Annotated in this window: 11 protein-coding genes; 7 read left to right on the forward strand and 4 right to left on the reverse strand. The window is 41.3% G+C overall.

Features of this window, described 5'->3' with window-relative positions:
• Nucleotides 1-132 precede the first annotated feature (132 nt).
• Both baeS and GFH30_RS02515 read left to right on the forward strand, forming a co-directional pair.
• Nucleotides 133-1,800: a sensor histidine kinase efflux regulator BaeS gene (gene baeS, locus GFH30_RS02510; RefSeq protein ID WP_153370750.1), complete on the forward strand. Its 1,668-nt coding sequence runs from the start codon at nucleotides 133-135 to the stop codon at nucleotides 1,798-1,800.
• 12 nt (nucleotides 1,801-1,812) lie between these two features.
• On the forward strand, nucleotides 1,813-2,499 hold the full coding sequence (locus GFH30_RS02515; RefSeq protein ID WP_153370751.1) for a response regulator: 687 nt from the start codon (nucleotides 1,813-1,815) through the stop codon (nucleotides 2,497-2,499).
• A 104-nt stretch (nucleotides 2,500-2,603) separates the two neighbouring features.
• Here GFH30_RS02515 and GFH30_RS02520 read toward each other — a convergent pair whose 3' ends face one another.
• Together GFH30_RS02520 and GFH30_RS02525 are read right to left on the reverse strand one after the other, a co-directional pair.
• On the reverse strand, nucleotides 2,604-4,244 hold the full coding sequence (locus GFH30_RS02520; RefSeq protein ID WP_153370752.1) for an acyl-CoA synthetase: 1,641 nt from the start codon (nucleotides 4,242-4,244) through the stop codon (nucleotides 2,604-2,606).
• Between the two features lie 238 nt (nucleotides 4,245-4,482).
• The gene (locus GFH30_RS02525) at nucleotides 4,483-6,102 is read right to left on the reverse strand and encodes a glutamate synthase-related protein (protein ID WP_153370753.1); all 1,620 of its coding nucleotides are present in this window, start codon (nucleotides 6,100-6,102) and stop codon (nucleotides 4,483-4,485) included.
• A gap of 308 nt (nucleotides 6,103-6,410) precedes the next feature.
• Here GFH30_RS02525 and thrS point away from each other — a divergent pair, with 308 nt between their 5' ends.
• Nucleotides 6,411-8,333, forward strand: coding sequence for a threonine--tRNA ligase (gene thrS, locus GFH30_RS02530; protein ID WP_153370754.1), 1,923 nt, complete (start codon nucleotides 6,411-6,413; stop codon nucleotides 8,331-8,333).
• 5 nt (nucleotides 8,334-8,338) lie between these two features.
• Nucleotides 8,339-8,890 carry a translation initiation factor IF-3 gene (gene infC, locus GFH30_RS02535; RefSeq protein ID WP_153370755.1) on the forward strand — a complete coding sequence of 184 codons (552 nt, stop codon included), beginning with the start codon at nucleotides 8,339-8,341 and terminating at the stop codon, nucleotides 8,888-8,890.
• A gap of 122 nt (nucleotides 8,891-9,012) precedes the next feature.
• Here infC and GFH30_RS02540 read toward each other — a convergent pair whose 3' ends face one another.
• Complete coding sequence (locus GFH30_RS02540) at nucleotides 9,013-9,483, reverse strand: Hsp20 family protein (protein ID WP_153370756.1); 471 nt, start codon at nucleotides 9,481-9,483, stop codon at nucleotides 9,013-9,015.
• A 284-nt stretch (nucleotides 9,484-9,767) separates the two neighbouring features.
• Here GFH30_RS02540 and GFH30_RS02545 point away from each other — a divergent pair, with 284 nt between their 5' ends.
• The 3 genes from GFH30_RS02545 to GFH30_RS02555 all read left to right on the forward strand — a co-directional run bounded on the left by GFH30_RS02545 (nucleotide 9,768) and on the right by GFH30_RS02555 (nucleotide 11,184).
• Complete coding sequence (locus GFH30_RS02545) at nucleotides 9,768-10,391, forward strand: glutathione S-transferase family protein (RefSeq protein WP_153370757.1); 624 nt, start codon at nucleotides 9,768-9,770, stop codon at nucleotides 10,389-10,391.
• 69 nt (nucleotides 10,392-10,460) lie between these two features.
• Nucleotides 10,461-10,748 carry a hypothetical protein gene (locus tag GFH30_RS02550; RefSeq protein ID WP_153370758.1) on the forward strand — a complete coding sequence of 96 codons (288 nt, stop codon included), beginning with the start codon at nucleotides 10,461-10,463 and terminating at the stop codon, nucleotides 10,746-10,748.
• A gap of 10 nt (nucleotides 10,749-10,758) precedes the next feature.
• Nucleotides 10,759-11,184 carry a YqaA family protein gene (locus GFH30_RS02555; RefSeq protein WP_153370759.1) on the forward strand — a complete coding sequence of 142 codons (426 nt, stop codon included), beginning with the start codon at nucleotides 10,759-10,761 and terminating at the stop codon, nucleotides 11,182-11,184.
• A 72-nt stretch (nucleotides 11,185-11,256) separates the two neighbouring features.
• Here the strand turns inward: GFH30_RS02555 and GFH30_RS02560 are convergent, their stop codons facing one another.
• Nucleotides 11,257-11,997, reverse strand: a complete 741-nt coding sequence (locus GFH30_RS02560) for an energy transducer TonB family protein (protein ID WP_153370760.1) — start codon at nucleotides 11,995-11,997, stop codon at nucleotides 11,257-11,259.
• Between the last annotated feature and the right edge of the window lie 8 nt (nucleotides 11,998-12,005).

Below are 12,005 nucleotides of genomic sequence, written 5' to 3' on the forward strand. Positions count from 1 at the left end.
TTTTAATATCCTGTGGGTATACATTTTTCGATGAATAAAGAATAAATAATAATGATGTAGAAACAATGAAGAGTTTTTTGATTCCTTGTTCGCTACAATAAGCTATAGACAAGAAAAATTGAGATCCTGCATTTGAACATTCGCCGCATTCCGATTGCATTACGACTCTTTCTGACCGTGCTGTTTACCACGCTTGTGATTACGACAGTCAGCGTTGGTGTTTTGCATTTGAATATGCAACGTAACTTTACCAAGTATGTTGCCGATGTTGAAATGCAAAAGCTTGATCATGTAATTGAAAATTTAGCCGAGGTGTATCAGGTTTATGACGATTGGGGCAATGCTATTCAGGCGCAGATTCTGCAAATTGAAGGCGAAGCTGCACCAGATGACTATGACCGTTTATCACGTTGGTGGTTACGTCGTCAGTATGATATTGCCTTACAGCAACGTTATTTTCAGGAACATACTTTAGCAAGCGTTGCACCGGCATTGGTGGAATCAGATCCTGTACAGCGCGAAGTGAATGAAGAAGAATTACGTATTTTAGCGCTCAATCTGCCTTCCCAATTTCAGCCCTTTGATGGTTTGAAATTCCCACTCAGTTCAAATCAAAACTTATTTCGAACAGATCGTAATAAGAATGAAAATGGCAATGTGAACGTCAACGATATGCCTGCTGCCGGGAAAAAACAGTTTATTCAAATGCCAGATCGTTTAGGTCTCAGCTCACGTTTGTCTTTATATGATGTTGAACGTCGCTTTATTGTCGGTGAGCCAATTAAAGACCAAGTATCGTATCGTCCGATTATGGTGGATCAAAAAATTGTCGGTTATTTGGGTTTAAAACCCGTCATAGATCAAGATGATGCGCTCAGTATTAATTTCTTTAGTAATCAAAAACGTTATTTGTTTTTGGTGTATAGCTTAAGTTTCTTCTCAAGTTTAATTGCGGCATTATTATTGGCGACTTATTTTAAAAAGCCCATTCAACGTTTGTTAAAAGGCACACGTGAACTGACTCAAGGTAATTATCAGTATCAGGTTAAAGTAAACCGAAATGATGAATTGGGTGATTTGTCCAATGAAGTGAATGCCTTAGCTACCATTTTGGATCAACATGAAACGTCACGTCGTCAATGGGTTGCCGATACATCGCATGAGCTGAAAACGCCACTTGCGGTCTTACAGGCGCAGATTGAAGCGATGCAAGATGGGATCCGTAAACCAACGCCTGAACATTTTGCTTCAATGCTTGGTCAAGTGACTAGTCTTAAAAAGCTTACTCAAGATTTAGCAGCGTTAGCACAAGTCGATGCACAGCAATTGCAAATGTATTACACCACGGTCAATCCTTGGGATATCGTGCAATATGAATTGATGAACTTCCAAGCCAATTTTGCACAAGCTGATTTAACGGTCACTGCATCGGGTGAGGGAACAAGCTTAAGTTTAGACTTAGATCGCTTTAAGCAAATTGTGGCGAATTTGCTCAGCAATAGTATTCGTTATACCGAAGCTGGTGGTCAGGTGAATATTCATACTGAACAAGATGAACAGTCTTGGACACTGTATGTGGATGACAGTCCATTTGGCTTAACGGATGAACAGCTTGCACGTATTGGTGAGCGCTTCTACCGTGTTGATGATTCACGTACCCGTGCCACAGGTGGTACAGGACTTGGTTTGGCATTATCGTGTAAAATTACTGAAAGCTTGGGTGGTCAACTGACATTTGCACATTCACCACTGGGTGGCTTACGTTGCAAATTGACCTTTCCAAAACAAATGAAAGCATAAGGAAATAGATTCATGAAACATATCATGCTGGTTGAAGATGAAGTTGAACTTGCACAATTAGTACGAGATTATTTAGAAGCGGCTGGTTTTGAAGTCAGTATGTTTCATGATGGTCAAGAAGCTTACAATAGCTTTACCCAGCGTAAGCCAAGTCTGATGATTTTAGACTTAATGGTGCCGCGTATGGATGGCTTAACCATTTGCCGTAAAGTCCGTGAGCAGTCAGATTTACCCATCATCATGGTCACTGCACGTACTGAAGAAATCGACCGTGTTTTAGGTCTCAATATGGGCGCAGATGATTATATCTGTAAACCATTTAGCCCGAGAGAATTGGTGGCACGTGTACAAGCGGTGTTGCGCCGTTTAGATCGAAAAGCTGAACCAGAAAATAATGATTTATTCCGTATGGATAAATCACAGCAACGCATTTGGTATCAACAAAAAGCTTTAAATTTGACCCCAACTGAATTCCGTTTATTGGAATTGTTCTTAGAACATGTCGGTCAGGTCTATTCACGTGCGCAATTGCTTGATCATATTAACCCTGACAGTTTTGATGTCGCTGACCGCGTCATTGACAGCCATATTAAAAACTTACGCCGTAAGATTTCTGACGCTGCGGAAACAGGGAATCGTCATGAATGGATTCAAGCAGTGTATGGCGTAGGATATCGTTTTGAGTATCCTGAAGACTAATTGTGTTGCAGTCATAAGTTAAAAAATCTAACTTGATCACTCATTTCAAGCATTAAAAAAAGCATCCGTTATGGATGCTTTTTTCTGTTTAAGATTTCAACTTTTTAACTGAATTCGCATTCAGCACGTTCTTTTGCCCATTCACGCAAAACAAATTTCTGTAATTTGCCAGTCGACGTTTTTGGAATTTCGGTAATCACAACATCTTTCGGTACTTTAAAGCGCGCAAGATGTTGACGGCAAAATGCAATAATTTCATCTTCAGTCGCGTGTTGTCCTGCTTTTAACTCAATAAAAGCACAAGGAACTTCTTGCCAACGAGGATCAGGTTTTGCCACCACCGCAGCCGTTAAAATAGCAGGGTGTTGATACAGCACTTCTTCCACTTCAAGCGATGAAATATTTTCACCACCAGAAATAATCACATCTTTAGAGCGATCGGTAATTTTGGCATAACCATCAGGTTGGCAAACCGCCAAGTCACCGGTGTGGAACCATCCACCCGCAAAGGCCTCAGCAGTCGCTTCAGGGTTTTTAAGATAACCTTTCATGACAATATTGCCACGGAACATAATCTCGCCCATGGTTTGACCATCGTGTGGAACTTCTTGCATGCTGTCTGGGTCAAGCACTTTCATGCCATCTTGTAGTGGATAAGGGACACCTTGACGCGAATGCAGTTGCGCTTGTTCCTGAATAGACAAATCAGACCAGCCTGCTTGCGAAGCACAGAGAGCAGATGGACCATAGGTTTCTGTCAATCCATACACATGGGTCACATTAATACCGGTATTACGCATGCCTTCAATAATTGCAGCAGGAGGTGCAGCACCCGCCACCATTACTTCGACAGGATGATCAAACTGGGCTTTTTTATCTTGAGGGAGATTGATCAGCATAGACAAGACAATCGGTGCACCGCAGAAATAATCCACTTTATGCTCTGCAATTAAAGCAAAGATCAGTTCAGGGTCAACTTTTCTTAAGCAAACGTTCGTGCCGCCATTGGCTGCCATCGTCCACGCAAAACACCACCCATTGCAATGGAATAGCGGTAATGTCCATAAGTAAGTCGCACGCGGACGCATACCACAAGCAATGATATTACTAGCAGCGTTAATATAAGCACCACGATGATGATAAACCACGCCTTTTGGACTGCCTGTTGTGCCTGAGGTGTAACTTAAGCTAATGGCATCCCATTCATCTTGTGGGAGTTGCCAGTCAAAAGAGCCATCGCCACCTTGTAACCAAGCTTCATATTCGACTTGACCAATGGTGTTGCTCACGCCATCAAATTCGGCATCTGCAACATCAATCACATAAATTTCTTGATCAATCAATGCAAGCGCTTCTTTGGCTAAATCGGCAAATTCAGGATCGACCAATAGGACTTTACTTTCAGCATGCTCGAGCATAAATGCAATGGTTTTTGCATCAAGGCGTGTGTTTAACGTGTTTAGCACGGCACCCGCCATAGGGATGGCAAAGTGTGCTTCGATCATGGCCGGAATATTAGGCAAAAGGACAGAAACCGTATCGTTTTTGCGAATGCCTAAGTTTTGTAATTGAGAGGCAAATTGGCGGCAACGCTGATAGGTCTCACGCCACGTGATTTTACGCTGACCGTGAATAATGGCAGCTTGGTCAGGGTAAATATAAGCCGCACGTTCTAAATAGCGTAAAGGTGAAAGCGCAACAAAATTCGCCGGTGTCCGTGGCAATTCATCATAAGGGCTAACCATAGCATCCTCGTCTTTATTTGTTATAAATTGAATAAGAAATAGCAGATCTGTGAAAAACTGCATTTATCCTTTGGTCGAGTACATTCTTTGTAGTAATCACCAAGTATTTAAAATTATTCATATTTTTATTTGTATGCTCAATAAAACTGAACCCTTGGGTTTTACATCTATATTTGTCATCTCCTGCCAATGAAAATTTGTAAATAGGCAGTCTTAGATAAAAGCTGCCTGACTCAATTTATTCAACCCCACCGTGTTGAATGCCTGTGAGTTCACTCATCTCACGTTTCCACGTGGTCAAATCATTAATACTGAATTTACTCAAATGATCATGCCCGCATGCACGCGCCATGACTTGCATGAGTTCAACCGAAGCATTGAAGAAATTGGCAAGTTGTTGTGCTGATTTTTCAATTTCTAAACGTCGGCGTAAATGATCTTGCTGTGTAGCAACCCCAACAGGGCAGTCATTGGTTTGGCAAGCACGCATGCCTAAGCAACCAATCGCTTGCATGGCTGAATTGGACACGGCAATCGCATCTGCACCTAATGCCAATGCTTTAATAAAGTCAGCAGGCACGCGTAAACCACCGGTAATCACAAGACTTACGTCACGCCGTCCGAGACGATCTAAATGGCGACGTGCACGCGCTAAAGCAGGAATCGTAGGTACAGAGATATTGTCACGGAACAAGGTCGGTGCAGCACCTGTACCGCCACCACGACCATCTAAAATAATGTAGTCGACTCCAATGGCAAGCGCGGCATCAATATCTTTTTCGATATGTTGCGCGGAAAGCTTAAAACCAATGGGGATGCCGCCTGTTTGTTCACGGATATAATTTGCAAATTCTTTGTACTGCGACAGTTCCGTCCAATCAGGGAATGTGGCAGGGGAAATGGCTGCTTCACCTTCAGGCAAGTTACGCACTTCAGCAATTTTCCCCACCACTTTATGCCCGGGTAAATGTCCACCTGTACCGGTTTTGGCAGCTTGTCCCCCTTTGAAATGAAATGCTTGGCATTTTTTGACTTTCTCGATATCAAAACCGAAACGACCTGAAGCGAGTTCATAGAAGTAACGTGAGTTGGAGGCTTGTTCATCATCTAACATGCCACCTTCACCTGAACAAATGCCTGTGCCCACCATTTCAGCACCCATAGCAAGAGCAGTTTTCGCTTCTTGTGACAATGCACCAAAACTCATATCTGAAACAAATAGGGGAATATCGAGTACTAATGGTTTTTTGGCATTTGGTCCAATCACCACTTTGGTTGCTACAGCAGCATCATCAAGTAGCGGTACTTTCCAGAGCTGTGCTGTGACCAGTTGGATATCTTCCCATTTTGGTAGTTTGTCGAAAGGCACGCCCATTGCCGCAGTTGGACCATGGTGACCGACATTTTTCAATCCATGACGTGCTAAATCTAAAATGAAACGATTATGCGGTTCTTCAGGCGCGGGCTGCGAGTCAGCATATAAACCTTGGTAGCGTTCGCGGTTATATTGCTGCGGATTACGTTGTTCCCATGCGGTAATTTCTTCGACATCGACCATGACTTGGTCATGCTCAATCCACGCTTTAAACTTTTGTAAGTTTTTATTCAGATAACGGGGGTTAATGCCAGTTTTATAAATGTAATGCGAGCCATGTAAACCGCAGACAATTTTATCGCCTTGAATATGCGCATCTGACATCAATGCACCACGGTGCTGACAGCGACCATACATCACGATGACTTGTTCGGGGTCGTCATCGGGTAGGCGAAGGACAATCAGGTCAACATTGGCTGCTAAGGCGTAAGTCGGTTTTAAAGGTTCAAGAGATGAGAAAGAAAGAAGGGCTTGTGTTGTCATAATGCCTGCCTGTCATCATGTGGGTGGGCGAAAATTAATGGACATTTTTTTATTTGTATAAAGCGTATTCATCAACATAATATGAAATGCAGGGATTTTCTGCCGAAAAATGTAACGGCTTATATTTTCAGCGAATTGCGCTATAGATGAAGGAAATAGGATTAACGGTTTATTAAAAGGCTTAAGACGTGTAAAATTCGTATCGATTTTATTTATCCGCCGTTTTTATATTTTTGAGGCTGTGCCTCGATCATAATCTCGCGGTGACATGCTCTATTGTACGGGGCATCACTCCTTAAGGATTTCTTATGCCAATTATCACTTTGCCAAATGGCGATCAAAAACAATTTGATCAAGCCGTATCTGTGATGGACGTTGCGCTTAGCATCGGTCCTGGTCTTGCAAAAAATACAGTTGCAGGTCGTGTTAACGGTCAACTCGTTGATGCATCTGACTTAATCACTGAAGACGCAACCCTACAAATTATCACGCCTAAAGATGAAGATGGTGTACATATCATCCGTCACTCGTGCGCGCACCTTGTAGGTCACGCGGTGAAGCAATTGTTCCCTGAAGCAAAAATGGTAATTGGTCCTGTCATTGAAGATGGTTTCTATTACGATATCTTCAGTGAAAAGCCATTCACACCTGAAGATATGGCTGCGATTGAAGCGCGCATGAAAAAGCTTATCGATCAAGACTACGATGTCATCAAAAAAATGACACCGCGTGATGAAGTGATTGCTGAGTTCACGAAACGTGGCGAAGACTATAAATTACGCTTGATCGCAGACATGCCTGAAGAAACAGAAATGGGCTTGTACTACCATCAAGACTATTTGGATATGTGCCGTGGTCCGCACGTACCCAACACAAAATTCTTAAAAGCATTCAAACTGACTAAAATGTCAGGCGCTTACTGGCGTGGTGATGCAAAAAATGAACAATTACAACGTATTTACGGTACAGCGTGGGCAGACAAGAAACAGCTTGCAGCGTATGTAAAACGTATTGAAGAAGCTGAAAAACGCGATCACCGTAAAATTGGTAAAGCGTTAGACTTGTTCCACATGCAAGAAGAAGCACCGGGGATGGTGTTCTGGCATCCGAACGGTTGGACAATTTACCAAGTATTAGAACAATACATGCGTAAAGTTCAGCAAGCGAATGGCTACGAAGAAATCCGTACGCCGCAAGTGGTTGATTTCTCGCTTTGGGAAAAATCAGGACATGCTGCAAACTATGCAGATAACATGTTCACCACGCATTCTGAAAACCGTAACTATGCCGTTAAACCAATGAACTGTCCTTGTCACGTACAAGTGTTCAACCAAGGTTTAAAATCGTACCGCGATCTTCCTGTACGTCTGGCAGAGTTTGGTTCATGTCACCGTAACGAACCATCAGGTTCTTTACACGGTATTATGCGTGTGCGTGGCTTTACCCAAGATGATGCGCATATTTTCTGTACCAAAGAACAAATTGGTTCTGAAGTTGCAGACTTTATCAAATTGACACTAGACGTATACAAAGACTTTGGCTTCGAAGAAGTACAAATGAAATTGTCGACTCGCCCTGAAAAACGTGTGGGTGATGACAAACTTTGGGACATGGCAGAAAAATCTTTAGCGGATGCTTTAGATGCTGCAGGTCTTGAATGGGAACTTCAACCGGGTGAGGGCGCATTCTACGGTCCTAAGATTGAATTCTCATTGAAAGATTGCTTAGGTCGTGTATGGCAATGCGGTACAATTCAGTGTGATTTTAACTTGCCTGAACGCCTAGATGCCTCATATGTAACCGAAGATAACGATCGTGATCAACCCGTTATGTTACATCGTGCAATTCTTGGTAGTTTCGAGCGATTTATTGGTATACTAATCGAACACTACGCTGGTTTCATGCCACCTTGGCTTGCACCAACACAAGCGTGTGTAATGAATATTACAGATTCACAAGCAGAAGCGTGTGAGTCAGTCGTCGCAAAACTTAAAGAAAGCGGTATTCGTGCAATTTCTGACTTGAGAAATGAGAAAATCGGCTTTAAGATTCGTGAACGTACATTAGAGCGTATTCCTTACTTATTGGTACTTGGGGACCGCGAAGTAGAGGAAGGTACTGTCAACGTACGTACCCGCTCTGGCAAAAATTTGGGTACTATGTCAATCGATGCTTTCGTTGACTTAGTAAAAGCAGCCGTAGCCGAACGCGGCCGGTACATTGTGGAGTAACAGCGATTAAACAGCCTGACCGTAATCAACAGGGCGGTAACAAATCAAACCGTCCTGCCTTGAATGATGAAATTCGTGCGAAAGAAGTCCGTCTTGTAGACGAAAATGGTGAGCAAAAAGGTATTGTAGCTCTTGCAGATGCATTACGCGCTGCAGAAAGCGTTGAGCTTGATCTTGTAGAGATCGTTGCTAATGCTGAGCCACCTGTGTGTAAAATCATGGACTTCAATAAGCATTTGTTTGATCTTAAGCAAAAGCAGAAAGAAGCGAAGAAAAAACAACATCAAGTACAGGTGAAAGAAATCAAGCTACGCCCTGGTACTGATGTTGGTGATTACAACGTAAAACTACGTTCAATTGTCAAGTTCCTTGAAGAAGGCAACAAAGTCAAAATCACCCTTCGTTTCCGTGGTCGTGAGATGGCTCACCAACAACTGGGTCTTGCTCAATTGCAAAAAATTGAAGCTGACGTAGTTGAATTTGGTGTTGTTGAACAAACACCAAAAATGGAAGGTCGTCAAATGGGTATGCTACTTGGACCTAAACGTAAAAAGTAAGCATCCATTGATCAAAAAAGCCCTGCAATTGCAGGGCTTTTTTTAGCGCTAAACATTAAGTGATAACGATGTTTAGATGAAAAAAGAAAGACCCGAATGGGTCTTTCTTTTACTTTTAAGGCTTATTCTGCATTGATGGTTTTTTCAGACGTTTGCTGATTTTCCAACATGGCTTTTTGACCAATTGGAATCTGACGCGGCAATTTTTCTTCTGGCACGATACGTTGCAATTCAATGGTCAATAAACCATTTTCATAATTTGCATGCTGCACTTCAATATGTTCATCTAAACGTAAAGACAGCTTAAATGAACGACGTGCAATGCCTTTATGCAAATATTCAACTGTTTCTTCACTAATAGATTCAGGTTTACCTTCAATTGTGAGCAGCTGGTTTTCTAAATGAATCAATAATTCATTTTGCAAGAAACCTGCGGTTGCAACAACAATACGATAGCTATTCTCAGCTGTCTTTTCGATGTTATACGGTGGATAATTGGGTGCGTCGCTTTGCATTGCATAATCAATAAAATCATTTAAGCGATCGAAACCGATACTACGACGGAATAATGGATGAAGATTTAAGTTACTCATGATTAGAACTCTCTCAAATTAAGCAAAGTTATAAAAACAAGAAAATCAGATCTGTCATGTTAAACATCGACAGTGTATAAGATTGTGTCAATCCTTATGCAAAATAGATATATGTTGAGTTGACTATTTTTCAAGAAAAAAGTAAAAATATTTTTGATATTTTGTTATAAGGTTTTGATAAAAATAAGTTTATTTTAGTTGGATTTTTTTCGCTTGTTGTTTTAAGTAAAATAAACTAAGGTGTCAGTGCATCGCCAAAATGGCTTTATTGAGTATAAAAAACAATGATTGATCTTTATTATTGGGGAACACCAAACGGTCTTAAAATCAGTATTGCTCTTGAAGAAATGGGGCTTGATTATCAGATTATTCCCATTAATATTTTAGCCAATGATCAATTTCAGCCTGATTTTTTAGCCATTTCACCGAACAATAAGATTCCTGCGATTGTGGACCAAGATGGGCCCAATCATGAGGCAATTTCGATTTTTGAATCGGGTGCAATTTTACAATATTTGGGTCGTAAAACAGGGCAGTTTTATCCAAATGATGAGATTGACTGCATTCAAGTGGAACAATGGCTGATGTGGCAAATGGGTGGTTTCGGTCCAATGTTAGGACAAAATCATCATTTTAGTCGTTTTGCACCTGAGCGAATTCCTTACGCAACCAACCGCTATGTGGAAGAAACCAAGCGCTTGTATGGCGTGCTGAATAAGCAATTGGTTGGGCAAGATTATGTCGCGGGTGAATATTCGATTGCAGATATGGCAATTTTCCCTTGGGTATTACGCTATGAATGGCAAGGCATTGATTTAGCCGACTATCCAGAAGTAGAAAAATATATGCAACGTATCAATGCGCGTCCTGCGGTACAAAAAGCACTGGAGATCATGGTCAAGCCTTAACACGACTTTGTGCTAAGATATTCGAAATTGAATAAACCGCCTTCGGGTGGTTTTTTATTGGAACAGGTTATGAAATCATTTTTTCTCAATTCAACCCGTATTGTTGAAGCCAATCCTAAAGTGTATTGGAGCATTATTGCAGGTGTGGTCGCATGTTTGGTGTTGTTTATTGCCGAAATTGTGCATATTCAACAGATCGTCGATGCCTTAAATACCCGCGATCAAGGTGTGTTAGGCGCTGCTATTGAGCCGGTTGCACAGCTTTATCATTGGGCACGTATTGCAATCATTATCATCATGCTCGTTTGGTCAAGTGTTGAATATACAAAAACCAAGAATAAGCTCGGCTTAAAATAATGCGCTTCACATGAGCGTATTGCTATTATTTATCTCAGCACTCGGTGCAGCGACATTATTGCCGTTGCAATCTGAAGCAGTACTTTTAGCATTATTGGCACAAGACGTTCATGCTGCGTGGTTGCTGATTTTTATTGCCAGTTTGGGAAATATTTTGGGTTCGTGTATCAATTGGTATCTCGGGCTGAAGATTGAAGTTTTCAAAAGTAAAAAATGGTTTCCAGTGTCCGAGCATAAGCTTGTACAAGCGCAAAAAACCTATCAAAAATATGGTTTTTGGTCATTGTTACTCAGTTGGGTGCCGATTATTGGTGATCCAATCACTTTTATCGCAGGTTTGATGAAAGAAAAATTTTTTAAATTTTTGCTGATGGTGACGCTTGCTAAGACGGGGCGTTATCTCTGTGTCTATCTTATTTTTATCAATGTATTTTGATGTCGGCTTTTAAAAATAAATTAAAAAGCAGCGCTATTTTTAGCGCTGCTTTTTTGATTCAATCGTGCGGTATTAAGACGTACAAAAATCTGTCTTGAATTGCATTTCATCTTTAAAACTGCTTGGTTTATATAGCCATAGCGTTTTTGCTAAGCGTTTGGTGGCAATTTTGGTTCCCTTTAGCTCATGGATAAGGGCTTGATCAATCGTACTAATGCCTGAACTTTTGAGGATTTTAACTTCATCAATACGGTGTTGTTTATCTGTGTGAATTTTAAATTTTACAGTACGGGCACGTGTAGTTAAGTCATCTGGATCAATCGTTAAAATAGGTTGGCTCAGATATTTGAAATCTGTTTGCTTCTCTTTTTGCTGTGACTGCCATTGTTTAGAAGCAAATGGATATTGGCAAAGGTCTTCCGCATCTGTCGTCAATTTAAAGTTAAATACTTGATAACCAATAATCGGCACAGTCATGCCATTACTTATGTGTGGTTTTACCCGAGACGCTTTTACCGCATTGAGTAACATCGTATCGAGTGCTTGCAGACCTGTGCTGTCTTGAATATGTGCTGAGCGAATCTGTCCTTGTTCGTCTGATTGAACTTTGACGACGGCAGAACGTGGCGAATCTTTTAAATCGTGGTTGTTATAGTTTAATTGCGGGAATTTTTGCCATTCAATGCGGGTGGTTAGATGTGCTGCTGCCACTTGAATTTGATGTGCTGGGAGTTTTTGTGATGGTTCAGCATAGGTGGTGACTGCAATGCAAGGTAAACAGGTCAAGAGTGCAAAGCTGAGAGCATATTTCATAAATCAAT

This window comes from Acinetobacter wanghuae (genome assembly GCF_009557235.1).
Taxonomy (GTDB): domain Bacteria; phylum Pseudomonadota; class Gammaproteobacteria; order Pseudomonadales; family Moraxellaceae; genus Acinetobacter; species Acinetobacter wanghuae.